Source organism: Pseudomonas sp. KB_12, from assembly GCF_052114545.1.
Taxonomy (GTDB): Bacteria; Pseudomonadota; Gammaproteobacteria; order Pseudomonadales; family Pseudomonadaceae; genus Aquipseudomonas; species Aquipseudomonas brassicacearum.
This window is the reverse complement of record NZ_JBFREY010000026.1, coordinates 26243-50955: the sequence shown is the minus strand read 5'-3', so window position 1 is coordinate 50955 and position 24713 is coordinate 26243. Positions and strand designations below refer to the sequence as shown.

The window sequence follows — 24713 nt, the reverse complement described above, 5'->3', positions numbered from 1 at the left end:
CCTCGACTTAAATACCGACGGCCATGGCTTTGTCGATCAGCCAGTTCAGGTTAGGGCCACGGGAGCTGGTGACTTCCACCGGACGGCCGGCCAGCGAGCTGTCCAGGGGTTCGTCAGGTTGGATCAGCACACGGATATCGGAGGACAGGTCGGCACTTTTCAGGCTGGTGCTGCTGACGATCTTGCCGGTACGGGTGGTGTCTTCGCCGGCAACCTGGAAGCTGACAGGCGTACCTGGGCGCACGTCGCCGAACTGGCGATAGGAGAAACGCGCTTCGACGTTGGCCTCGGTGCCCCGTGGGACCAGTTGGAAGATCACGTCACCCTTGCTGGCGTATTGGCCGTTGGCGACCAGTTGCTGGGACACGATGCAGTCGCACGGCGACGTCAGGGTGCCGGTCATTTGCTTGCCGAACAGCTCCTCGACCTTGGCCGGCTGCAACTGGTTGTCGTCCAGGTGACCCTTGAGCACGTCGAGCATGCTGGTGCTGAAGGTCGCCAGCGGGGCGCCCTTGGCAGCCACGCCGTCGGCCTTGACCAGGCTCTGCACGGTGCCGTCGCGCGGCATGGTGATGGCCATGCCCGGTACGTTCACCAGGCCGGCCTGGGCGTGGCTGACGAAGTACATGCCGTACACCGACTTGAAAACGAAACCGAACGCCGCCAGGCCAACGACAAAGACCCCCAGGCTGAAGGTCACGGCGCGCAGGCGGCCAAAGGCACTCATGCCACCGTTTGCGTCTTTCTGCTTGCGAGCCTTGGTGAAGTTATCGCGCTGCAGGGTCGCCAGCACGTCGCCGACACCGACGATGTCGCCGGCCAGGTGCGAGGTGATGATGTGACGCAGTGTCGAGATGTCCCGAGGCTCCAGGTTCTGGAACTGGCAACCGGTGCGGCCGGTCTGGCGGTCGTAGGAACGGATCTGCAATTCCACGTCCATGGCCAGGCCAAGGTTGTCGATGACGAACTGCAGGCGACCTTTGTAGGACTCTCCGGTCTTGAGGGGCATCTGGCCGGCGTTGAAGCTCAGGCCGCCGGCGGACAGGTCCAGGACCTTGACTTCCATCGGCGTACGGTCAGGACCGAAGAAGCGCAGCTTGGCCGGGATTTTGACCCGGGCGTGTTGGCGCTGGGCTTCGGATTCATGCACTACGTTGACATTCACGGCGGTGTTCATAGGGGCGATTTCCTAGTTAATTCATTCAAGTCCGGTCAGACCATCGTCAGCAGCACGGCAACAAAAATGCTGCCGGCGGAGAAGGTCATGGTCCGAGACGACCAAGTGTTGAACCAACGTTGAAAGCTGGCGAGATCACGGGTCAGGTGGGTGGGCTGGCGGGTCCAGGACTGTTGATCGAGGCGGAAGAACACGTAGATCTTCACCAGGGCACCGACGATCTGGTTGTAATAGAGAATCGCCGGGTAGGCAGGGCCGATCCGGTGTCCGGAACACGACAGCAACAGGGTCAGGATCAACCGCGTGATGCCGATCCACAGCAGGTACACCAGGATGAACGCGGTGCCGTACTTGAAGCTGGCGATCAGTGCCACGGTCAGGCCCAGCAGCGACGTCCACATCGACACACGCTGGTCGAACAGCACCACCGAGGTGAACAGGCCCAGACGACGCAGACCCAGGCCCAGTGCCCGGGAGTTCTGCCGCAGGTTGTTGCCGTACCAGCGGAACATCAATTTGCGGCTGGCCTTGATGAAGCTCTTCTCCGGCGGGTGTTCAACGGTGTTGATCGCCGCATCGGGCACGTAGAACGTGTCGTAGCCCAGGCGCATCAGGCTGAACCAGCTCGACTTGTCATCGCCGGTCAGGAACTTGAAGCGACCCAGGCGCCAGTGTTGCAGCGAGTCGCTTTCCACGTCGGCGATGAAGTCCGGGTTGGTGACCACGGTGGCGCGGAACACCGACATGCGGCCGGTCATGGTCAGCACGCGCTTGGACAAGGCCATGGAGCACATGTTGATGTGACGCTGGGCGAAACGCAGCTTGTGCCATTCGCTCATGATGTAGCCGCCGCGCACTTCGCAGAACTCGTTGGTGGTCAGGCCGCCGACGTTGCCGAACAGCTGGAACCACGGCACGGTCTTGCGCACGACGCCTTCGGCGAGCACGGTGTCACCGTCGATCACCGCTACTACGGCGCGGTCGTCCGGCAAGTGGCGGGAGATGGCGCGGAAACCGTAGGCCAGGCCGTCGCGCTTGCCGGTGCCAGGGATACGCACGAAGTCCAGCTTGACCCGCGCTGGCGGGTTCATGCGGGCCCAGAGGCTCTTGACCAGCAGTTCGTCGGACATTTCCACGATGGAGCAGACCACGGTGGTGGGCAGCCCGCATTCGATGGCCTCGCGAATCACCGAGCCATACACCTGGGCGGTGGTCAGCGCATCGATCCGGAAGCTGGTGACCATCAGGTACACATGGGACGGATCCGCCGCCTTGCCCAGCTTGCGTACCTTGCGGCGCAGGTGCGGGTAGACGATGTACAGGAAGATCATGCCGCGCACGAAATGCGTTGCTCCCATGGAGTAACGCCAGATGCCCACGGCGCCGATCAGGAAGATGAAGTCCTTGGATTCGGAGTCGAACGTGGACGTGGGCAGCGCCATGGCGATGCCCATCAATAAACTCAAGTAAAACAGCCAACCGGCGGCCTGAAGCAGGCCGTGCTTTAGCCTGTGCATAATCTGCATCCGTCTCTATCTCGGGCGGGCCTTGTGGGCGGCCCGATGGGTTAAGGCAGGCGAAAGGCCGGCCGGAGCATGCCCCGGCCGGCAAACAGACTTACCAGCAGATGCCTTCGGTCCGGCCACTCGGGTTGGTGGCCTTGGACATGAAGCCGACCAGGTCGATGACCTGCTTGCCTTCCGGTACGTTTTCGGTCAGCGCGCGGAACTTCTCGTCGCGGTTACCCAGGATGATGATGTCGGAGCTGTCGATCACCGAGTCGAAGTCGGAGTTGAGCAAGGACGAGACGTGAGGGATCTTCGACTCGATGTAATCCTTGTTCGCACCGTGGACGCGGGCGTATTCGACGTTGCTGTCGTAGATCTTCAGGTCGAAACCCTTGCCGATCAGCATTTCCGCCAGTTCTACCAGTGGGCTTTCACGCAGGTCGTCGGTGCCGGCCTTGAAGCTCAGGCCCAGCAGGGCGACTTTGCGCTTGTCGTGGCTGGAAACGATGTCGAAGGCGTTCTGTACCTGGGACTCGTTGCTGCGCATCAGCGAGTTGAGCAGTGGCGCTTCCACGTCCAGGGTGCCGGCGCGGTAGGTCAGGGCGCGAACGTCCTTGGGCAGGCAGGAACCGCCGAAGGCAAAGCCTGGGCGCATGTAGTACTGGGACAGGTTCAGAGTCTTGTCCTGGCAGACCACATCCATCACTTCACGACCATCGACGCCGACGGCCTTGGCGATGTTGCCGATCTCGTTGGCGAAGGTCACCTTGGTGGCATGCCACACGTTGCAGGTGTACTTGATCATCTCGGCGACGGCGATGTCCTTGCGGATGATCGGCGCATCGAGCTCTTCGTACAGCGACTGCAGAACGTCACCGGAGGCGGTGTCGAACTCACCGATAACGGTCATCGGCGGCTGGTCGTAGTCTTTGATCGCGGTGCTTTCGCGCAGGAACTCAGGGTTCACTGCGACACCGAAATCGACGCCGGCTTTCTTGCCGGAGCAGTCTTCCAGGATCGGGATGACAACGTTTGCCACAGTGCCCGGCAATACGGTGCTGCGCACTACGATGGTGTGGCGGGTGGTCTTGTCACGCAGGACAAAACCGATCTCGCGGCACACTGCCTCGATGTAGTTCAGTTCCAGGTCGCCGTTCTTTTTGCTCGGAGTACCGACGCAAATCATCGACAAGTCAGTATCGCGAATGGCTTCGGCGAAGTTGGTCGTGCCGCGCAGTCGGCCTGTTTGAATGCCTTGCGCCAACAGCTCACCAAGACCCGGTTCAACGATTGGCGATTTGCCAGCGTTGATCATGTCGATTTTGTCTTTGGCGACATCTACGCCAACTACATCATGGCCCCGTGCAGACAGGCAACCGGCACATACTGCACCGACGTAACCCAAACCAAATATGCTAATGCGCATCGCATTTACCTCTGTTTTCACGCCATTAAATGGCCGGAGTTAATAGTGTTCAGCGGTCATCGAGCACTCGGAAGTGTGGAATGCAGGCGCCACAGTGCCGTGTGCAGGCATACTAAGTTCCGAGTGTCTAAATAAGTGCACTCAAGTTGTGCGCAAAGCGGCCTAGTTGTTATGACCTGCCCTGTTATGCAGCCAGTCCCTGTAAATCAAGAACGCTCGTGCAAAAAGTCTTTCACCCCTGATCCCTGGCAAAAGCCCACAAAATCAGAAGCTTGTGTGCTCGGGTGAGCACGTTATAGGGGCGCAGCCTTGGCCTTGTAGGGGATAGTAATGGTGCGTTATCTCCTGTCCTTTATAAGGTGGATCCAAATAGGCGACCGTTTCGCTAAATTGCCATGACAACTTGGTTACTTGGATCGACGGCCTGTGTAAGTCATCTCTTACACGCTCCGTGAGAATCGTTACGGGTGGTATGAGCCGTGCAATTTCACATAGTTCCGATCCGCTCATCGCGATTTTCGTAATTTTTCGAAATATTATCGGAGATGGCACTGCCCTCAATATGATGGCACTTGCCGTTTCGCCCTTTATTAATGGGGAGTTAGGGGGGTGAGATAGTTTTGTGCCACTACGGATAAAAATTTTTGGTGCCACTACGCAAAAAACTGACGAGTGTCGAGTGAAAGAAAAGTTAGCGGGGGAGTGGGGCGATTTATTGACGTCATGAAACTGTCGAAACAGGCGGGGAACTAAGATGATAGATCGGGGCTTGATCGAAGCCCCCGATCAGGGGCGATATAAGGTTATGCTTTATTCGGGAGCGTGATCGCGCAAGAACACTAGTTTGTCCTGGCTCGACTGTTGTGCGTTGAAACGATAGCCCTGAACATCGAATTGGCTAAGTGCCGCAGGGTCGTTGATCCGTTCTTCAATGATGAAACGACTCATCAGGCCCCGGGCTTTTTTGGCGTAGAAGCTGATGATCTTGTACTGGCCATTTTTCAAGTCGCGGAATTCGGTATCGATGACGCGCGCTTTCAGTGCGCTGCGCTTGACCGCCGAGAAGTATTCATTTGAAGCCAGGTTCAGCAGTACGTCGTCGCCCTGGTCGGCGAGGGCTTCGTTCAGCCATTCGCTGATGCGCGTGCCCCAGAAGGCATACAGGTCCTTGCCCCGGGCATTGGCCAGCTTCGTGCCCATTTCCAGGCGATAGGGTTGCATCAGGTCCAGTGGCCGCAACAGGCCATAGAGGCCAGAGAGCATGCGCAGGTGTTGCTGGGCGTAGTCGAAGTCGGCTTCGCCAAAGCTTTGCGCATCGAGACCCGTGTACACGTCGCCCTTGAAGGCCAGCAGCGCCTGTTTGGCATTGGCCGGGGTGAACGCCGGTGTCCAACTGCCGAATCGCGCGGCATTGAGGCCGCCGATCTTGTCGGAGACATGCATCAGCTCGCTGATCTGTGCCGGGGAGAGTTCGCGCAGTTGCTCGATCAGTTCCTGGGAATGATCCAGGTACTGCGGCTGGGTAAAACGCTCGGTGGCCGGCGGTGTTTCGTAATCGAGGGTCTTGGCGGGGGAAATCACCATCAGCATGAAATCGTCTCCTTGAGGGTGCGGCGATTCTAGGGGGTTGTCCGGGTGGACTCCAGCTATTGGGGTGATAGGTGATCGGTGGTGGTGCTTTTGTGGCGAGGGAGCTGTGGGAGCAAAGTCTGTGGGAGCAAAGCTTGCTCGCGATGAACGATGACGCAATCTTGCAGATGGACCTTGTCGCCTGCATCGCGAGCAAGCTTTGCTCCCACACGTCTGCTCCCTAAGTCCGCTGACCACAAGGGTATTGGGCCAGGATCGGCTATGATGCCGCGCGGGTTTCGTTATGGAGACATCCCTTTTGCGTATCGTTCTTCTGTTATCGGCCTGGCTGTTGAGCCTGGGTGCCATGGCCGCGCCCGCGCCCAATGATGCCGCGACCCTGGACCGCAGCACCTGGCCGGAACAACTCACCAGCCCGACGCTGTTCGACGTGGCCTCGCGGGCCGAGATCCTGATGTTCGCCCGGGTCCTGCTGGACGTCGATGCCATGGACGAGATCGCGCTCAAGCAGTACCTGGGGCTGCGCTCGGTCAACATGGTTGCGATCGACGCGCTTCGCGCCCGGCTGTGGCAGCGGTTGTTGGCCAGCTACAACTTTGCCCAACGCAGTTGCGATCAGGACGCGTCCTTCTGTTACCTGGTCGAGGACATGGCGACCCTGCGCGAAGAGGCGCGCAGGTTTCATCTGGATGACAACTCCTACTACATCAAGTGGGCCGCGCCGAGCCAGATATTTCATACCCAATACCGCGACGAACTGCTGCGTAAAGCCGCGCTTTTTCCGCAAACCAGCAGCGAAATCGCACGTTTTGGCGATTACGAACGCAACGGCGAAGACATGAACGACCGCCTGTTCCTGTTGACCTTCGACAGCGCCGCCAACGTTGTGCCGGACAACACTGCGTGGCTAACCGAATACCTGCGCAAGGCGAACATCAACGGCACCTTCTTCGTGCTGGGCAAGGACATCCAGGCGCGGCTGCAAGAGGGCTCGGTCAACAATCTCCAGGCGTTGTATTCGAGACAATGCGTGGGCGTGCAGGGCTGGGAGTTCCGCTCCCACAGTTATTGGCAGGACTGGCAAGACTCGGTCCGGCGCAGTGTCGAGCTGGTCAAGGGCAAGCTGCCCGAAAATTATGTGCCGCTGTTCCGTCCGCCCCAGGGCCAGCGTCGTGGCGATGCGCAAGCGTTCTTTGAGCAGCAGGGCTTGCAAGTGGCGCTGTGGGACATCGATCCCCAGGACAGCAACAATCGACTCAAGCCTGAGCAAAGCGCCCAGCGTGTGCTCACCCTGATGCTGCTGTGGCGCCACGGGGTGATCAATTTCAATGCCAAGCAGGATGGGGTGAAAACGGCGATGCCCTGGTTGATGACGCAGACGGCGCAAAGCGGGATCGGTTGGGCGGACTGCCAGGAAGCGTTTCGCTGAAACCTGAAAAGGCCCGGAAACATTGGGGATGGCGGAAAAACCGGTACACATTCATGACAACCGGACTTCCGACTTTAACGGCGCAACGGCGGTACGCCAAGCGTTATTCGTCACTCTGAAAAATAAATTTCAAAAAAGCGTCAAAGTGCTTTTTCCTGTCATGGTTTTTGGAGTATCAAGAAGTCAGACCGCCGAAACCTGCAACACAGGTGGCGTCTTCCAAGACCCAGATTGTGTGCAGTTCACCTGAATCCTCGCGGGTGAATTCGGTGGCTACCTCGAGGCGCAGCACTGTCATGGTATTGCGTCGAATGGCCCCCACATAGGTGACCGAGTATGGATGACCACGGACGTAGCCCTTCCTCCAACCAGCCAATCCTCTATGTACTCGATACCAACGTATTGATCCACGATCCAAACGCCCTGCTGAACTTCGAAGAACACCACGTTGCCATCCCGATGACCGTGCTTGAGGAGCTGGACAAACTCAAGAGCGGACACCACAGCGTTGCGGCCGAATGCCGGCAGGCGATCCGCCTGATCGACAAGACCCTGGGTGACGCCTCTCCGGAGGACGTTGAGCTCGGCGTGCCGATCCAGCGCGGCAAAAGTGGTCCCAAGGGCCTGCTTTCGATCCTGATGAGCAAGCGCACCGAACCCAACCTGGTGCTGCCTGAACACCTGAACGACAACATCATCATCAACCAGTTGATCGATCTGCACGCGCGCACCAAGGACCAGGCCGTGGTGCTGGTGACCAAAGACATCAACATGCGCCTCAAGGCCCGCGCCTGCGGGATCGCGGCGGAGGACTACAGCACCGACCAGTTGGTCGACGACGTCTCGCTGTTGCCCAATGGCTACCACAACATGACCGGCTCCTTCTGGGACCGTGTGAGCAAGGTCGAGACCCGCCAGGACCACGGCCGCACCTGGCACCAGGTGCAATTGATCGACAACCTGCCGGCGGTGCACATCAACGAGTTCATCATCGACGAACAAGGCTTCGTCGGCTGGATCAAGGAAATCCAGGTCGACAAGCTGCTGATCCTCGACCTGCACCAGGAGCCTTTGCTGCATCAGGAAGCCTGGGGCCTCAAGCCCCGTGACATCTACCAGAGCCTGGCGCTGTTCGCCTTGCTCGACCCGGATATCCACCTGGTCAACCTGTCCGGCGCCGCCGGTTCCGGCAAGACCATCCTGGCCCTGGCCGCTGCCATCGAGCAGACCATGGTCAGCAAACGCTACCGGCGCATCATCGCCACCCGCAGCGTGCAGGGCCTGGACCAGGAAATCGGTTTCCTGCCCGGTACCGAAGCGGAAAAAATGGAGCCGTGGCTGGGGGCGATCACCGACAACCTCGAAGCCTTGCACATGGATGACGAAAGCACCCATGGCAGCGTCGACTACATCCTCAGCAAAGTGCCGTTGCAGTTCAAATCCCTCAACTACATTCGCGGGCGCAGCTTCCAGCAGAGCCTGATACTGATCGACGAATGCCAGAACCTGACCCCGCACCAGATGAAAACCATCATCACCCGTGCCGGTGCCGGTTCCAAAGTGGTGTGCCTGGGTAACCTGGCGCAGATCGACACCCCTTATCTGTCCGCGACCAGCTCCGGGCTGACCTACCTGACCGAACGCTTCAAGGACTTCCCCAACGGGGTCCACATCACCCTGCAGGGCGTACCGCGCTCGATCCTGGCCGAATACGCCGAATCCCACCTGTAACCCCAGCCAAACCGGGCGACCCTATGGTCGCCCGGTTTTTCATGCCTGACACATAACCCCTGTGGGAGCGAGCTTGCTCGCGATGGCGGCGAGTCAGGCACCTATTTTTATCTGACACACCCTCATCGCGAGCAAGCTCGCTCCCACAAGGGATCTCCGGTGTTCTGCAAATTGCAGGTGCGACAATCAGCCCTGCCGGAATTTGACCCACGGGTTTACAATCGACACTCCCGATCAGGAGTAACCCTGTGCTGACTCATCTCGATTCCCAAGGTCGCGCCAACATGGTCGACGTGACCGACAAGGCCGTGACGTTCCGTGAAGCCACGGCCGAGGCCTTTGTGCGCATGCTGCCCGACACGCTGCAGATGATCGTCAGCGGCGGTCACCCCAAGGGCGATGTGTTCGCCGTCGCACGCATTGCCGGCATCCAGGCGGCCAAGAAAACCAGTGACCTGATTCCGCTCTGCCACCCGCTGCTGCTCACTAGCGTCAAGGTCGAGCTCAATGCCGAAGGCGAGGACCGGGTACGCATCGTCGCCCGTTGCAAACTCTCGGGGCAGACCGGCGTGGAAATGGAGGCCCTCACCGCCGCCAGCGTCGCCGCGCTGACTATCTACGACATGTGCAAGGCCGTCGACCGTGGCATGACCATCGAAGGCGTGCGGGTGTTGGAAAAACTCGGCGGCAAGAGCGGCCATTTCCAGGCGGATGCGTCATGAAAATCAACGTGAAGTTCTTTGCCCGTTACCGTGAAGCGCTTGGTGTGGATTCGGTAAAGGTGGAAGGTGATTTCGCCACGGTCGACGATGTGCGCGTGCTGCTTGCCCAGCGTGATGGGGCCGAAGTGCTGAAGGAACAAAACCTGATGTGCGCGCGCAATGAAGACCTTTGCCAGCTCGACGAACCGCTGGCGGACGGCGACGAAGTGGCGTTTTTCCCCACCGTGACCGGAGGCTGAACCATGGCGATTCGTGTGCAGGTCGAACCGTTTGACGCAGGGGGCGAAGTCAACGCGATGCACGCGGCCAATGTCGGCGTGGGGGCGGTGGTGAGTTTTGTCGGCTACGTGCGTGACTTCAATGACGGCCTCGATGTGTCCGGGATGTTCCTGGAGCATTATCCAGGCATGACCGAAAAAGCCTTGGGCAAGATCGCCAGCGAGGCCGAGCAGCGCTGGCCATTGCTCAAGCTGGAGGTGCTGCACCGCATCGGCGCCCTGGAACCGGGCGAGCCGATCGTCTTCGTCGGGGCCGCCAGTGCCCATCGCCAGGCGGCGTTCGACGCCTGCGCCTTTGTCATGGACTACCTCAAGACCCGAGCGCCGTTCTGGAAGAAGGAAAACACCGTCGACGGCCCGCGCTGGGTTGAAGGGCGGGACAGTGATCATGCGGCGGCGGATCGCTGGAAGCAGTAAGCAACCTGTTGTTTTTTCGCAAGCCATAAGTCGCCATCGTCGGATCGCCGCCCGGAGCAAGCTCGCTCCCACAGTGGATCTTCGTTGTACCCAGGGCCCCTGTGGGAGCGAGCTTGCTCGCGATGAGGCCATCAACCTCCCATCACATTCCCCTGCCTACCGATTGACGATGTATACATTAAAGTCCAGTATGGATTTATAAGTACACACAAAGTCACCGCTCCACCTTTCTCTGCCAAACCAACAACAACCCGCGAGAGATCGATCATGAAGAAACTCCCCCTTATCACCGGCCTGGCCTTGAGCTTGTTGGCCTCCAGCAGCCTGTTCGCCGCTGAGAAAACCTTGCGCATCGGCATCGAGGCGGCGTACCCGCCGTTTGCTTCCAAGACCTCGGAAGGGAAGATCGAGGGGTTCGACTACGACATCGGTAACGCCCTGTGCGCGCAGATGCAGGTCAAGTGCGAGTGGATCGAAGGCGAGTTCGACGGGCTGATTCCGGCGCTCAAGGTGAAGAAGATCGACTTGGCGCTGTCGTCCATGACCATCACCGAAGAGCGCAAGAAATCGGTGGATTTCACCCACAAGTACTACTTCACCTCATCGCGCCTGGTCATGAAGGAAGGGGCGGTGGTCGATGACCAGTACGCCAGCCTCAAGGGCAAGACCGTCGGTGTGCAGCGGGCCACCACCACTGACCGCTACGCCACTGAAGTCCTCGAACCCAAGGGTGTGATCGTCAAGCGCTATAGCAACAACGAAGAAATCTACATGGACCTGGCGTCCGGTCGCCTCGACGCGATTTTCGCCGACACCATCCCGCTGGAAGACTTCCTGTCGATGCCCCGTGGCAAGGGCTACGCCTTTGTCGGGCCCGAGCTCAAGGACCCCAAATACGTCGGTGAAGGCGCCGGTATCGCGGTGCGCAAGGGCAATACCCAACTGGTGGCGGATTTGAACAAGGCCATCGATGGGATTCGGGCCAATGGGGAGTATCAGAAGATCCAGGGCAAGTATTTCAAGTCGGATATCTACGGCGACTGATACATCGCCTTCGCGAGCAAGCTCGCTCCCACACTGGATCTTTGTACCCAGGTCCCCTGTGGGAGCGAGCTTGCTCGCGATGGCGTCAGGCCAGGTAACACAAACCTCAGCCCTTCAACTCCTTCAAATGCTTGTACACCGTCGCCCGCCCCATATTCAGCACATTGGCCACATAGTTGGACGCGCTCTTGCCCTTGAACGCGCCTTCGGCATGCAGCGCCAGCACCAGCTCGCGTTTGTGGTCGCGGGTCAGCAGGTTCAGGCTCAACTGACGCTCGCGCATCCAGGCATGCAGGAAGGTGTTGATTCGTTCCTGCCAGTCATCGCGAAACAGTGAGTCCGGCTGGGGGATCAACTTGCTCGGCGACAGGAACAGATCCAGCGCGGCCTTGGCATTCTCGAACAGCGAAATATTCAGGTTGATGCACAGCACCGCCAGCGGATGCCCGTCGGCGTCGCGCAGTACGCTGCTGAGGCTGCGAATCTTCTGTCCGTCCCAGTTCAATTTTTCGTAGGGCCCGATGTTACGTTCGCTGATGTCCTCGCTGAGCATGTCCTCCAGGGACGAGTCATCGCCAATCTCGCGCTTGGACAGGTTATTGGCGATGTAATCGACTTTCTGGGTGCGCAGGTCGTGCAGCACCACTTCGGCGTGGGGGTAGAACAGCGTGGCGATAGCGTCGGCGATGGTGCGGAAGTTTTCCAGCGCCGGATCGGGTGGCGAGGCAGTCATGACAGGGCTCCAGGCAGCGTCAGCGCCCCGTGAAACAGGGGCGCGGGGGAGTGTGCCGCAATCGCGGCGATGCGTCACCTCAAGGTGGCTCAGCCCAGGCGCTCGGGTGACAGCATGGCGCTGTTCAGACCAAAGCGGGCCAGGGCCTTGGGCAGCGGTTCGCCACGCACCAGTGCCGCGCTAGCCTGGCCCATGGCCGGCGAGGTCTGGATGCCGTAGCCGCCCTGGGCCGCGACCCAGTAGAGTCCGGGCACCTGTGGATCGAAGCCGGACAGCAAATCACCGTCGGGTACGAAACTGCGCAAGCCGGCCCAGGTGCGGGTCGGGCGGCGGATGGTCAGGGTGGTGGCTTCTTCGATCTGGTAGATGCCCATGGCGATGTCCAGCTCTTCCGGCTGCACGTCGTGGGGTTCCACCGGGTCGGCGTTGGCCGGCGAGCCGAGGAACATGCCAGCGTCGGGCTTCATATAGAAGGATTCGTCCAGGCTCACCAGCATCGGCCAGTCATGGATATCCACGCCCTCGGGCCCGGCAAAAATGAACGCTGCACGCCGCTTGGGCTGCAACCCCAGCTTCCGGGCGCCGGCCATTTCGGCAATGTGATCGGCCCATGCGCCGGCTGCATTGATCAGGACCGGTGCCGTGAATGTCTGGTTGGCGGTTTTCACCTGCCACAGCCCCTGATCATCGCGGCTCAATTGCTGCACTTCGCTGTCGGTGTGCACTTCACCGCCATTACGACGAATACCGCGCAGGTAGCCTTGGTGCAGCGCATCGGTGTCGATGTCGCAGGCCGTGGGGTCGTAGATCGCTCCGTGGACTTTGTCCCGTCGCAGGATCGGCAGCCGCACACAGGCCTCGTCGGCGCTGAGCAGTTGCATCTGCGGCACCGTGGCCTTGGCGCTGAGGTACTGGTTGTTCAACTCGGCCGGGTCACCGGTAAAGTCCACGGTCATTTCGCCCCGTGGGGTCAGCAAGGGGTGTTCGCAGAAACCGGCCGGCGGGGCGTCGAAAAAATCCCGGCTGGCCTGGGTCAGCGCCCGCACCTGTGGGGTGCCGTAGGCGGCGGTATACAGCGCCGCCGAGCGTCCGGTGGAGTGGTAGGCCGGATGGGATTCGCGTTCGAGCACAATCACACGGCCGTGGGGGGCCAGCCAGTAACCGGTGGATGCACCGGCAATGCCGCCGCCGATGATGATGAAATCTGCTTGTTTCATGAATTCTCCTGCGAAGAATGTGCCCGGGAACTCGAAGACCCCTGTGGGAGCGAGCTTGCTCGCGAAGGCGGCCTGACAGTCGACATTGAAGGTGACTGACCCACCGCCATCGCGAGCAAGCTCGCTCCCACAAGGGGAAATGGGTGTGTCAGTTATGCAACCGATACAGGGCATTCGCCAGCGCAACGTCTTCCAGCCCCAGGCCGATGGAACGGAAGAACACATGGCGTCCATAGCTTGGGCGCGCCACCCGTTCGCTGAGCAGGTCGGGCAAATCGCCGACAATGCGCGACGCGTCCCAGCCATGCTGTTCGCCGGCTATCAGCATTTCACCGGCCGAGCCTGGGGTGGTCTGACGATAGTCGCAGAACACGTCCATGTCGTTGAGGCTTTGAGGGGGGACTTCGTGGGCGCGTGGGGCGTTGGTGCTGATGGAGGTGATCAGCGCCGGTTTGCCCAGGGTCTGCGGGTCGAGTACCGCTTTGGCGGACGAGGTGCAGAGCATCACCACGTCGGCGTCGTGCAGCGCCGCTTCAAGGCTGGCGGCGATGTGCAGGCGCGGGTCCAGATCGGTGATGGAGGCAAGTTCTTCTGCCGACTTGGTCTTCAGGCCTGGCGAATAGAGGCTGATACCTTGCCAGTCCCGCAGGCCCTTGACGTATTGCACGTGTGCCCGCGCCACGGCGCCGCTGCCAATGACCGCCAGGCGCCGGGCGTTGTGCGGGGCGAGGGCATCGACGGCAACAGCCGTGGTGGCAGCGGTGCGGGCGGTGGTCAACTCGGCGGCATCGCACAACAGCAGCGGCTGGCCGGTCTGCATCGACATCAGCAAGGTCCAGGCAGTCACCAGCGGGCCTTGCTCGCGCACGATGTAGGGCGAGGTCTTGACCCCGTAGACCTGGTCTTCAGCCAGCACACCCAGGTAGTTGATGAAGTCCCCGGCGCCCTTGGGAAATTCCACAAGCTGCTGAGACGGTTGGACCGCTTGCCCGGCGGCGAGGTCGCGGAACAGCTTGCGCAGGATTTGCGGCACATCGACTTGCGCGAGCAGTGCTCGGGCCTGGGCTTGGGTGATGACATAAGGCGTGCTGGACATCCTGGGCTCCGGAGCGCTTTTTATAAACTAATTTGTCCATTATGGACGTTTAGTTTGCTTGAGCAATATCCCGGGCGAAAAAAAAGCGCAGCCTTTGTGGCTGCGCTTTCTGTTTGGCCGCGATTCAGGGTGAAGACGAAACCCGTGGCGAGGGAGCAAGCTCCCTCGCCACGGGGATTGGGGGGTGTCAGTTATTTGGTTTTGCTTGTGCCGGTCTCATCGCGAGCAAGCTCGCTCCCACAGGGTCTGGTGTGGATCACACGTTTTGTGAACAACACAACTCCACTGTGGGAGCGAGCTTGCTCGCGATAGCGGACTTTCAGACAACGAAAGCTCAGGCTTTGACATCCGCCTGACGACTCAGCACCACCGCCTCCAACGCCCGCTTATGAAGTGTGGCGGTTGGAGGACTTCTGATCTTCCTCGCTTAAATGAAAAACCCGCTGATTGGATCAGCGGGTTTTTATTGGCCGTCAGGGACGCTTGCGCTCAACCGGCCGCAACAGATGCGTCGGCGGAGTTTCGCAATTGATCTTTTTCCCCAACAAAGCTTCGATCGACGGCAACTGGTAGGAGTCATCTTCGCCAGCGAAGCTGATCGAAACCCCGGCGGCCCCGGCACGACCGGTACGGCCGATGCGGTGCACGTAGTCGTCCGGCACTTCCGGCAGGGTGAAGTTGATCACGTGGCTGATGCCGTCGATGTGGATGCCGCGACCGGCCACGTCAGTGGCGACCAATACGCGGATCTTGCCTTCGCGGAAGCCTTCGAGGGTCTTGATGCGCTTGTGCTGCGGCACGTCGCCCGAGAGCTGGGCCGCGTTGACGCCATCGCGCACCAGGCGTTCTTCGATACGGCGCACTTCGTCCTTGCGGTTGGCGAATACCATCACGCGTTCCCAACCGTTGTCGTTGACCAGGTTGTAGAGCAGCTTGTACTTGTCGGCACCGGCGACTGCGTAGATATGTTGTTCGACGTTTTCGCTGGCGACGTTCTCGGCTTCGATCTCGACGATGGCCGGGTCGGTGGTCCATTGCTTGGCCAGGTTCATCACGTCTTCGGTGAAGGTGGCGGAGAACAGCAGGGTCTGGCGTTCGCTTTTCGGTGGCGTCTGGCGAATGATCTGGCGCACTTGCGGGATGAAGCCCATGTCGAGCATGCGGTCGGCTTCGTCCAGCACCATCACTTCGACCATGTCCAGGTGCACGTCGCCGCGCTGGTTGAAGTCCAGCAGGCGGCCCGGCGTGGCGACCAGGATGTCGCAGTGACGGGCCTCGAGGTGCTTGAGCTGCTTGTCGAAATCCATGCCGCCCACGAACGTCATGACGTTCAGGCCGGTGTACTTGGTCAGGTCGGCGGCGTCCTTGGCGATCTGCACCACCAGCTCGCGGGTCGGCGCGATGATCAGCGCCCGCGGTTCGCCCATGTAGCGTTCCTTGGGCGGCGGGGTCTGGAGCAACTGGGTGATGATGGAAATCAGGAACGCGGCGGTCTTGCCGGTGCCGGTCTGGGCGCGACCGATGGCGTCTTTGCCGGCGAGGGTGTAACCGAGCACTTGCGCCTGGATCGGCGTGCAATACGGGAAACCCAGGTCCTGGATGGCATGCATCAGTTCCGGGGCGAGCTTGAAATCGTGGAAGCGGGTCTTGCCTTCCTGGGGTTCTACGGCAAAGTCCTCGAGCTTCCAGGCGACGACCGGCGGTTTTGGTGCGCGTTCGCGGCGTGGCTTGGGGGCTTCGTTGCGTGGTTTCTCGGGCTCGGGGGCCATAACAGGCTGGGCGACGGGTTCTTTTGTTGCTTGTGCAACGGGTGCCGCCTGGCGTGGTTGTTGTGCATCGGTACGGCTCGGGCCGTGGGTCGGCGCAGTGGAGCCAGGCGCGAGTTGCTCGGCCTCGCTTTTACCGAACATCTTCTTGAGTGCTTTGAGCACGGTCATCTCATCGATTGGTTAAGGAATGTACGCCGGCCAGTGTAATGCAAGAAACGGGCGCGGCGTAGTGTGATCGTCAAAGGACCGGCGTGGCGATCTGCCTCTTAGCGCAACCGCTCGGCCAGCCAGGTACCGATGTCGCGAATCTCCTCGGGTAACACTTCGTGGCCCATTGGGTATTCTTGCCATGTCACGGTGACACCATGCTGCTTTAAATACTCTTTCGCGGTCCGCCCCATGGGGTTGAGTACCACTTCGTCGTATTGCCCGTGCAGCGCCAGGACCGGAATGCGTTGCTGGCTGGCCGACAATTGCAGCTCATCGCTGAAAGTCGGTGCATAAGTAGACAGCGCGACCACGCCGCCCAGCGGGCCCTGCCATTTCACGAATGCCGTGTGATAGACCACTGCGCCACCCTGGGAAAAACCCGCCAGGAAAATCCGCGAGGCGTCTATTCCGCTGGCTCGCTGGGTTTCGATCAGGTCGATGACCCGTTGTGCCGAGGCTTCGAGTTGCTGTTCGTCAATGGCCCGCGCCGGGCTCAAGGCCCGGATGTCGTACCAACTGGGCATGGCATAGCCGCCGTTGATCGTTACTGGTTGGGTCGGTGCCTGGGGTAGAAGGAAACGTGTGGTGAGCAAACTTTGCTGCAACATTTCGGCGACTGGCAGGAAATCAAAACGATCGGCGCCCAGGCCGTGAAGCCAGATAACGCACGCGTCGGCAGTGCTGCTGGGCTCGAGAATCAGGGGGTCGGTCATGGTTGTGCTCCAAATCTGTGCGGGCGCGCCCTATCAGTGCGTGATTACAGTGCGTGCCCGGTGTCTCAGTTAATTAGATGTCGCAAAATTGAAAGTTTTTGTCTTGACGTGTTTTACAAGGGCTAAGCGCAGCGGTCTGGTACGGGCTTTGCTATGGGTGTACCTGAGTGATGATTCTTACGCTGTGCGGTAACACTATCAGTTCACCGCTACGCATGGGATATCAGAAATCCGGTGATGAATGTTCGCCAGCAGCCGCTACGGGCTTCGCGAACGTGAAGGGCTACAGCCCGTTCGGCCGATTGGTGAGAGATGGGCATGACCACTGTTTACGGACATCCTCATTATTAGACTCATAGCGAAGGTCCAGACGTCGGTTGACCCTAAAAAAAGCCAACAAGGGTCGGCAACGCCCCAAAAGGGTGCGACAGGACTCGAGCTCCGACACAACAAGAGCAAAACTGGAGGTTTGAATGAAGTTACTGAAATCCACCCTGGCCGTCATGACTGCAGCAGCAGTCCTTGGTGTCAGCGGGTTCGCTCAGGCGGGTGCAACTCTGGATGCCGTGCAGAAAAAAGGTTTTGTGCAATGTGGTGTGAGTGATGGCCTGCCGGGTTTCTCGGTGCCTGATTCGACCGGCAAGATCGTCGGTATCGACGCTGACTTCTGCCGTGCCGTGGCCGCTGCTGTATTTGGCGATGCGACCAAGGTCAAGTTCAGCCAGTTGAACGCCAAGGAGCGCTTCACCGCGCTGCAGTCGGGCGAAATCGACATGCTCTCGCGCAACTCCACCATGACCAGCTCCCGTGACGCGGGCATGGGCTTGAAATTCCCAGGCTTCATCACCTACTACGACGGCATCGGCTTCCTGGCCAACAACAAGCTGGGCGTCAAGAGCGCCAAGGAACTGGACGGTGCAACCATCTGCATCCAGGCCGGTACCACCACCGAGCTGAACGTTTCCGACTACTTCCGCGCCAACGGCCTGAAGTACACCCCGATCACTTTCGACACCTCCGATGAAAGCGCCAAGTCGCTGGAATCCGGTCGTTGCGACGTACTGACCTCGGACAAATCCCAGCTGTTCGCCCAGCGCAGCAAGCTGGCTTCGCCAAAGGACTACGTGGTTCTGCCGGAAACCATTTCCAAGGAGCCTCTGGGCCCAGTCGTGCGTAACGGTGACGACGAGTGGCTGGCCATTGTCCGTTGGACTGGCTACGCCATGCTCAACGCAGAAGAAGCCGGCGTGACCTCGAAGAACGTCGAGGCCGAAGCCAAGTCCACCAAGAACCCTGACGTCGCGCGTATGCTCGGCGCTGACGGTGAATACGGCAAAGACCTGAAACTGCCGAAAGACTGGGTTGTGCAGATCGTCAAGCAGGTCGGCAACTACGGTGAAATGTTCGAGCGCAACCTCGGCAAGGGCACTCCGCTGGAAATCGATCGCGGCCTGAACGCTCTGTGGAACGCTGGCGGCATTCAATACGCACCACCAGTGCGCTGATGGTTCTATCACCCGGTGGGCCAACCACCGGGTGATGTTCTGTTCCATTCTTTGCGGGGCACTTCATGCAAAATTCAATCGGCGCACCTAAGCAGAGGCTCAGCCTCAGCGATCCACGAGTGCGTGCGTGGGTATTTCAAATCGTCACTGTCGTGGCGGTTATCGCGCTGGGCTGGTTTCTGTTCGATAACACACAAACCAATCTTCAGCACCGAGGCATCACCTCCGGTTTCGGTTTCCTGGAACGCAGTGCCGGTTTCGGCATCGCCCAACACCTGATCGACTACACCGAAGCGGACAGCTATGCCCGGGTCTTTCTCATCGGGTTGCTCAATACGCTGTTGGTCACGTTCATCGGTGTGATCCTGGCAACCATCCTGGGGTTCATCATCGGTGTGGCACGGCTGTCGCAGAACTGGATCATTTCCAAGCTGGCAACCGTTTATGTCGAGGTTTTCCGTAATATCCCGCCACTGCTGCAAATCCTGTTCTGGTACTTCGCGGTATTCCTGAGCATGCCAGGACCGAGGGCCGCCCATAACTTCGGCGATACCTTCTTTGTCAGCAGCCGGGGCCTGAACATGCCTGCCGCGCTGATGGCCGAAGGCTTCTGGCCGTTCGTGATCAGTGTTGTGCTGGCGATCGTCGCCATCGTGCTGATGACGCGTTGGGCCAACAAGCGTTTCGAAGCGACTGGCGAGCCGTTTCATAAGTTCTGGGTCGGCCTGGCGTTGTTCCTGGTGATCCCGGCGTTGAGCGCGCTGCTTTTTGGTGCGCCGGTGCATTGGGAGATGCCGGAGCTCAAGGGCTTCAACTTCGTCGGTGGCTGGGTGCTGATCCCGGAACTGCTGGCCTTGACCCTGGCCTTGACCGTGTACACCGCGGCGTTCATCGCCGAGATCGTGCGCTCGGGCATCAAGTCGGTCAGCCACGGCCAGACCGAAGCCGCCCGTTCCCTGGGACTGCGCAACGGTCCGACCCTGCGCAAAGTGATCATCCCGCAGGCCCTGCGTGTGATCATTCCACCGTTGACCAGCCAATACCTGAACCTGGCGAAAAACTCCTCCCTGGCGGCCGGTATCGGCTACCCGGAAATGGTTTCGCTGTTTGCTGGCACAGTGTTGAACCAGACGGGCCAGGCCATCGAGGTGATTGCGATCACCATGAGTGTGTACCTGGCGATCAGTATCAGCATTTCGTTGCTGATGAACTGGTACAACAAGCGCATTGCGCTGATCGAGCGGTGAGGAAACGCGCATGACGACTCATACTTTCAAACCAGACATGCCCCCGCCGGGCAGCAGCATCGGCGTGGTGGCGTGGATGCGCGCCAACATGTTCTCCAGCTGGATCAACACGCTGCTGACCCTGTTTGCGTTCTACCTGATCTACCTGATCGTTCCACCGCTGTTGCACTGGGCGATCCTCGATGCCAACTGGGTCGGTACCACCCGCGCCGACTGCACCAAGGAAGGCGCCTGCTGGGTGTTCATCCAGCAGCGTTTCGGTCAGTTCATGTACGGCTATTACCCGACGGATCTGCGCTGGCGCGTCGACCTGACCGTGTGGCTGGCAGTGATCGGTGTGGCGCCGTTGTTCATCTCGCGCTTCCCGCGCAAGGCGATCTACGGCCTGAGTTTCCTGGTGCTGTATCCGATCATCGCCTGGTGCCTGCTGCACGGCGGCGTGTTCGGCATGGACGCCGTGGCGACCAGCCAATGGGGCGGCCTGATGCTGACCCTGGTGATCGCCACCGTCGGTATCGTCGGTGCACTGCCGCTAGGTATCGTCCTGGCCTTGGGCCGTCGTTCGAACATGCCGGCGATTCGTGTAGTCTGCGTGACCTTCATCGAGTTCTGGCGCGGCGTGCCGTTGATCACGGTGCTGTTCATGTCCTCGGTGATGTTGCCGCTGTTCCTGCCTGAAGGCATGAACTTCGACAAGCTGCTGCGGGCGTTGATCGGGGTGATCCTGTTCCAGTCGGCCTACATTGCCGAAGTGGTGCGTGGTGGCCTGCAAGCCATTCCCAAGGGGCAATACGAAGCGGCCGCAGCGATGGGCCTGGGTTACTGGCGCAGCATGGGCCTGGTGATTCTGCCGCAAGCCCTGAAGCTGGTGATTCCGGGTATCGTCAACACCTTCATTGCGTTGTTCAAGGACACGAGCCTGGTGATCATCATCGGCCTGTTCGACCTGCTCAACAGCGTGAAACAAGCTGCCGCCGACCCGAAATGGCTGGGCATGGCCACTGAAGGCTATGTGTTCGCCGCCCTGGTGTTCTGGATTTTCTGTTTTGGTATGTCCCGCTATTCCATGCATTTGGAACGCAAGCTGGACACTGGCCACAAGCGTTAGGAGCGTAGTTTATGAGTGAAGCGATCAAACAGCCTGTGAGCCCTGAAGGCATTATTCAGATGCAGGGCGTCAACAAGTGGTACGGCCAGTTCCACGTGTTGAAAGACATCAACCTGAACGTCAAGCAGGGCGAGCGTATCGTGCTGTGCGGTCCGTCGGGCTCCGGCAAGTCCACTACCATCCGCTGCCTCAACCGCCTGGAAGAGCACCAGCAGGGTCGCATCGTGGTCGACGGCGTGGAACTGACCAACGACCTCAAGCAGATCGAAGCGATCCGCCGTGAAGTCGGCATGGTGTTCCAGCACTTCAACCTGTTCCCGCACCTGACCATCCTGCAGAACTGCACCCTGGCGCCGATGTGGGTACGCAAGATGCCCAAGCGCAAGGCCGAGGAAATCGCCATGCATTACCTGGAGCGCGTACGCATTCCAGAGCAGGCGAACAAGTACCCGGGCCAGCTCTCCGGCGGTCAGCAACAGCGTGTGGCCATCGCCCGCGCCCTGTGCATGAAGCCGAAAATCATGCTGTTCGACGAGCCGACCTCGGCCCTCGACCCGGAAATGGTGAAAGAGGTGCTGGACACCATGATCGGTCTGGCCGAAGACGGCATGACCATGCTCTGCGTGACCCACGAAATGGGCTTCGCCCGTACCGTGGCCAACCGCGTGATCTTCATGGACAAGGGTGAAATCGTCGAACAGGCCGCGCCGAACGACTTCTTCGACAACCCGCAGAATGACCGCACCAAGCTGTTCCTGAGCCAGATCCTGCATTGATCCGGCCTTAGGCAGTGAAATAAACCCGGACTTGTCCGGGTTTATTTTTTGCTGCTTCGGCTGTTCAGGAAGCCGTGAGGGTTTCGTGCTCCTTGTGCACCGTCGTCTTGAATCCTCTCAAGTCCGCACCTTCAGCCAGGGCTCGCGCGTCTGCAAGCAAATGCGGGTAGCGATCAAGCAGGCGCATCAGCAGCATCAACGCTCTTGGCGGCAACACCTCACCGCGCTCGTAGCGGGAAAACGCGTTGTGCCCGCCACCTGACAAAAACGACACCGCTTCTTTTTGCGACAGATGCAGTTTGCGACGGATGCGTTTCATCTCTTCGCCAATCATCTTCCTGGCGGCGATGACCAGTTCATCCCCCGCATCTGTGTAACGATCCGAGCAACCGGGGTCGAGTTCGACCTCGCCACACATCTGGCATTCCCAGCCAGACAAATCATCGATCCGGCGTTCCAGTCCCTTGACGCACAGGGTCTCTGCGCGCCCCTCGAAATGCAACATGCCCTGCGGAGCGCCGCAGCTGAAACACTGCTGAGCTTTCATGGGGTTTTCTCCTTGAATGAAATCACCGGTGGGCCGCCGCTTGGGCGGTAGGTCACCTTGATGTAAATTTCCAGACCCTGTGAGTCGGTGTGATAAACGTCGTGCCAGACCCGATGGTCATCGTAGGTCGTTACGGACTTGTAGAACTGCTGGCGCCGAAGCCCACAAGCGACCTCCAACATGTCCGAAACTGCCAAACCCAGCGTCCCGGCGGTTTTTGTCGCGGTGATGGTGAACGCCTTTCTTCCAAGCCGCTTGATATCCGCCTTGATCACGCCTAGGTCGTAATGGGGTGTGCTCTTTTCCATGAGGTCTTGTTCCAAAATTACCCTTATAGGGTAGTTTTTACTAATCAAAAATTTAGCTTCTTTTCCCTCCATTGACCCTAGGCGGTTGTTGTCCTACGCGAAGCTGACTAACATGTCAGAAAATTCATCCCATGATTGGATGAAAGGGCGAACTCCATGTCAGATATTTCTCCATTAATAAAACGCTCCCTGGTCGATCAGGCCCTGGAGCAATTGCGTCGGCGTATCAGCGACGGGGTATGGGCTGTCGGCCAGCGCTTGCCCACCGAACCGGATTTGGTCGCGGAGCTGGGGATCAGCCGCAACACCGTGCGCGAAGCCATGCGTGTGCTGGCGTTTTCCGGTTTGATCGAGATCCGTCAGGGCGACGGCAGCTACGTGCGTGCGGTGGTCGATCCGCTGGATACCCTCAAGGTGCTGTCGCGCTGCTCTCTGGAACAGGCCCGGGAAACCCGGCACATCCTCGAAGTTGAAGCCATTGGCCTGGCGGCGCTACGGCGCACCGAGGCGGATTTGCTTGCCTTGCGCCAGGCGTTGCGAACCAGTGCCGAGCATTACCACGGGGACCTGGAGCACTACATCGCCTGCGACCTGGTGTTCCACCGTCTATTGGTGGATGCCGCGCACAACCCCGCACTTAGCGAGCTGTATCGCTACTTTTCGAGCGTCATCGGCGCACAGCTGCGCCAGAGCCTCAACATCATTCCCCGCCATCAACATGTGTTCGACCTGCACGTCGAAATCCTTGAGGCCGTCGAACGACAGGATCCGGAGCAGGCCAAGGCCCTTTGCCGGCAGTTGATCAATGAACCCTGAACCCGAGCTTTCCATGTCCCGCGATCTGCTTGACCCTGCCACTTCGACGGCGCCCAAACGCGCCGCCGAACTCGAAGAACTGTTGATTGACGCCGAGGCCGACGATGAGCAGGCCCAGCAGCGCCATCCGTTGGTGCGTCGTCCCTGGCTGTTGCTGCTCGGGTTGATCCTGGTGGCGCTGAACCTGCGTCCGGCGTTGTCGAGCATGGCGCCGTTGCTCAGCGAAGTATCAAGAAGCCTCGGCCTGTCGGCTGCCCAGGCCGGTTTGCTGACCACATTGCCTGTGCTTTGCCTGGGCCTGTTCGCGCCGCTGGCGCCGGTGCTGGCGCGGCGCTTCGGTGCCGAGCGCGTGGTGCTGGGGATCTTGTTGACGCTGGCGGGTGGGATTGTCTTGCGCAGCGCCTTCGGTCAGGTCGGGCTGTTTGTCGGCAGCATCCTGGCCGGCGCGAGTATCGGTGTGATCGGCGTGCTGCTGCCGGGCATCGTCAAGCGTGACTTCGCCAAGCAGGCTGGCACCATGACCGGTGTCTACACCATGGCTTTGTGCCTGGGCGCGGCGATGGCGGCCGGGGCGACCGTGCCGCTGAGCGAGCAGCTTGGCCACAGCTGGGCCTTGGGCCTGGGCTTCTGGGTGGTCCCGGCGCTCCTGGCCGCGATGTTCTGGTTACCGCAAGTGGGCGAGAAACACGGTGCCCACCAAGTGGCGTACCGGGTCCGCGGTTTGCTGCGAGATCCCCTGGCCTGGCAAGTAACCTTGTACATGGGGCTGCAATCGTCCCTGGCCTACATCGTCTTTGGCTGGCTGCCGTCGATCCTGATTGGACGCGGCCTGACGCCAACCCAGGCCGGGCTGGTGCTGTCCGGTTCGGTCATCGTGCAGTTGATCAGTTCCCTCGCGGCGCCCTGGTTGGCAACACGTGGCAAGGACCAACGCCTGGCCATCGTGATCGTCATGCTCATGGTCCTGGGCGGGTTGTTCGGTTGCCTCTACGCTCCGCTCGATGGCTTGTGGGGCTGGGCGATCCTGCTGGGGCTGGGGCAGGGCGGATCATTCAGCCTGGCGCTCACGCTGATCGTGCTGCGTTCGCGGGACGCCCACGTGGCCGCCAACCTTTCCAGCATGGCCCAGGGCTTCGGCTATACGCTGGCGTCCCTGGGGCCGTTCGCGGTGGGTGTGGTCCACGACTTGACCGGCGGCTGGAATGCCCTGGGCTGGATCTTCGGCCTGGTTGGCCTGGGGGCGATCGTCGCGGGCATCGGCGCAGGCCGGGCGTTTTACGTCGGGGTCAGCAGCGAAAGGGTCATTGACCTTCGTTGATATCATTTTCATGGCGAATGACGATAGT

The 24713-nt window shown here is 60.0% G+C and carries 24 protein-coding genes; 13 read left to right on the top strand and 11 right to left on the bottom strand.

All coding sequences use genetic code 11. The annotated features are described in order from the left end of the window. Positions 1-7 precede the first annotated feature (7 nt). From AB4Z20_RS20215 to yaaA, 4 genes are all read right to left on the bottom strand, one after another. Complete coding sequence (locus tag AB4Z20_RS20215; RefSeq protein ID WP_214512380.1) at positions 8-1177, bottom strand: alginate biosynthesis protein Alg44; 1170 nt, start codon at positions 1175-1177, stop codon at positions 8-10. A 35-nt stretch (positions 1178-1212) separates the two neighbouring features. Further along, complete coding sequence (alg8, locus tag AB4Z20_RS20210) at positions 1213-2694, bottom strand: mannuronan synthase (protein ID WP_003205316.1); 1482 nt, start codon at positions 2692-2694, stop codon at positions 1213-1215. A gap of 100 nt (positions 2695-2794) precedes the next feature. Further along, on the bottom strand, positions 2795-4111 hold the full coding sequence (locus AB4Z20_RS20205) for a nucleotide sugar dehydrogenase (protein ID WP_214512381.1): 1317 nt from the start codon (positions 4109-4111) through the stop codon (positions 2795-2797). Positions 4112-4921: 810 nt separating this feature from the next. Continuing rightward, positions 4922-5701 carry a peroxide stress protein YaaA gene (gene yaaA, locus AB4Z20_RS20200; protein ID WP_253477851.1) on the bottom strand — a complete coding sequence of 260 codons (780 nt, stop codon included), beginning with the start codon at positions 5699-5701 and terminating at the stop codon, positions 4922-4924. A 298-nt stretch (positions 5702-5999) separates the two neighbouring features. On the opposite strand from yaaA, the gene AB4Z20_RS20195 reads away from it, so the two are divergent. From AB4Z20_RS20195 to AB4Z20_RS20165, 7 genes are all read left to right on the top strand, one after another. After that, on the top strand, positions 6000-7130 hold the full coding sequence (locus tag AB4Z20_RS20195; protein ID WP_442090486.1) for a polysaccharide deacetylase family protein: 1131 nt from the start codon (positions 6000-6002) through the stop codon (positions 7128-7130). A gap of 28 nt (positions 7131-7158) precedes the next feature. Beyond that, on the top strand, positions 7159-7380 hold the full coding sequence (locus AB4Z20_RS20190; protein WP_253477845.1) for a hypothetical protein: 222 nt from the start codon (positions 7159-7161) through the stop codon (positions 7378-7380). An 86-nt stretch (positions 7381-7466) separates the two neighbouring features. Further along, a complete protein-coding gene (locus AB4Z20_RS20185) occupies positions 7467-8861 on the top strand; it encodes a PhoH family protein (RefSeq protein WP_018606162.1) in 1395 nt (464 codons plus the stop codon). Positions 8862-9109: 248 nt separating this feature from the next. Continuing rightward, positions 9110-9583 carry a cyclic pyranopterin monophosphate synthase MoaC gene (gene moaC, locus AB4Z20_RS20180; RefSeq protein WP_003205311.1) on the top strand — a complete coding sequence of 158 codons (474 nt, stop codon included), beginning with the start codon at positions 9110-9112 and terminating at the stop codon, positions 9581-9583. Further along, the gene (gene moaD, locus AB4Z20_RS20175) at positions 9580-9822 is read left to right on the top strand and encodes a molybdopterin converting factor subunit 1 (RefSeq protein ID WP_053189805.1); all 243 of its coding nucleotides are present in this window, start codon (positions 9580-9582) and stop codon (positions 9820-9822) included. Before moaC ends, moaD begins: the two co-directional genes overlap by 4 nt. 3 nt (positions 9823-9825) lie before the next feature. After that, positions 9826-10278, top strand: a complete 453-nt coding sequence (moaE, locus tag AB4Z20_RS20170; protein ID WP_077505778.1) for a molybdopterin synthase catalytic subunit MoaE — start codon at positions 9826-9828, stop codon at positions 10276-10278. Between the two features lie 267 nt (positions 10279-10545). Beyond that, a complete protein-coding gene (locus tag AB4Z20_RS20165; RefSeq protein ID WP_003205308.1) occupies positions 10546-11322 on the top strand; it encodes an ABC transporter substrate-binding protein in 777 nt (258 codons plus the stop codon). A gap of 106 nt (positions 11323-11428) precedes the next feature. Here the strand turns inward: AB4Z20_RS20165 and AB4Z20_RS20160 are convergent, their stop codons facing one another. From AB4Z20_RS20160 to AB4Z20_RS20140, 5 genes are all read right to left on the bottom strand, one after another. After that, complete coding sequence (locus AB4Z20_RS20160) at positions 11429-12055, bottom strand: helix-turn-helix transcriptional regulator (RefSeq protein ID WP_253477839.1); 627 nt, start codon at positions 12053-12055, stop codon at positions 11429-11431. Positions 12056-12144: 89 nt separating this feature from the next. Further along, entirely contained in the window at positions 12145-13272 is a 1128-nt protein-coding gene (locus tag AB4Z20_RS20155) for an NAD(P)/FAD-dependent oxidoreductase (protein ID WP_442090485.1), read from the bottom strand. A gap of 148 nt (positions 13273-13420) precedes the next feature. Continuing rightward, a complete protein-coding gene (locus AB4Z20_RS20150) occupies positions 13421-14368 on the bottom strand; it encodes an ornithine cyclodeaminase family protein (RefSeq protein WP_258689279.1) in 948 nt (315 codons plus the stop codon). Positions 14369-14841: 473 nt separating this feature from the next. Next, a complete protein-coding gene (gene rhlB, locus AB4Z20_RS20145) occupies positions 14842-16305 on the bottom strand; it encodes an ATP-dependent RNA helicase RhlB (protein ID WP_258689277.1) in 1464 nt (487 codons plus the stop codon). A 98-nt stretch (positions 16306-16403) separates the two neighbouring features. Continuing rightward, complete coding sequence (locus AB4Z20_RS20140; RefSeq protein WP_214512390.1) at positions 16404-17060, bottom strand: alpha/beta hydrolase; 657 nt, start codon at positions 17058-17060, stop codon at positions 16404-16406. Between the two features lie 473 nt (positions 17061-17533). Here AB4Z20_RS20140 and AB4Z20_RS20135 point away from each other — a divergent pair, with 473 nt between their 5' ends. From AB4Z20_RS20135 to AB4Z20_RS20120, 4 genes are all read left to right on the top strand, one after another. Continuing rightward, entirely contained in the window at positions 17534-18565 is a 1032-nt protein-coding gene (locus AB4Z20_RS20135; protein ID WP_253477816.1) for an amino acid ABC transporter substrate-binding protein, read from the top strand. 65 nt (positions 18566-18630) lie between these two features. Beyond that, a complete protein-coding gene (locus AB4Z20_RS20130; RefSeq protein WP_214512392.1) occupies positions 18631-19812 on the top strand; it encodes an amino acid ABC transporter permease in 1182 nt (393 codons plus the stop codon). 10 nt (positions 19813-19822) lie between these two features. Continuing rightward, positions 19823-20920 (top strand): amino acid ABC transporter permease, encoded by a 1098-nt coding sequence (locus AB4Z20_RS20125; RefSeq protein WP_214512393.1) that lies wholly within the window; start codon positions 19823-19825, stop codon positions 20918-20920. A gap of 11 nt (positions 20921-20931) precedes the next feature. Continuing rightward, entirely contained in the window at positions 20932-21696 is a 765-nt protein-coding gene (locus tag AB4Z20_RS20120; protein ID WP_003205299.1) for an amino acid ABC transporter ATP-binding protein, read from the top strand. 64 nt (positions 21697-21760) lie between these two features. On the opposite strand, the gene AB4Z20_RS20115 is transcribed toward AB4Z20_RS20120, so the two are convergent. Together AB4Z20_RS20115 and AB4Z20_RS20110 are read right to left on the bottom strand one after the other, a co-directional pair. Next, entirely contained in the window at positions 21761-22243 is a 483-nt protein-coding gene (locus AB4Z20_RS20115; protein ID WP_442090484.1) for a type II toxin-antitoxin system MqsA family antitoxin, read from the bottom strand. Then, entirely contained in the window at positions 22240-22551 is a 312-nt protein-coding gene (locus AB4Z20_RS20110; RefSeq protein WP_253477810.1) for a type II toxin-antitoxin system MqsR family toxin, read from the bottom strand. Before AB4Z20_RS20110 ends, AB4Z20_RS20115 begins: the two co-directional genes overlap by 4 nt. A 156-nt stretch (positions 22552-22707) precedes the next feature. On the opposite strand from AB4Z20_RS20110, the gene AB4Z20_RS20105 reads away from it, so the two are divergent. Continuing rightward, positions 22708-23367, top strand: coding sequence for a FadR/GntR family transcriptional regulator (locus tag AB4Z20_RS20105; RefSeq protein WP_442090483.1), 660 nt, complete (start codon positions 22708-22710; stop codon positions 23365-23367). Then, positions 23357-24685 (top strand): CynX/NimT family MFS transporter, encoded by a 1329-nt coding sequence (locus tag AB4Z20_RS20100; RefSeq protein ID WP_442090482.1) that lies wholly within the window; start codon positions 23357-23359, stop codon positions 24683-24685. Before AB4Z20_RS20105 ends, AB4Z20_RS20100 begins: the two co-directional genes overlap by 11 nt. The last annotated feature ends 28 nt before the right edge of the window (positions 24686-24713 follow it).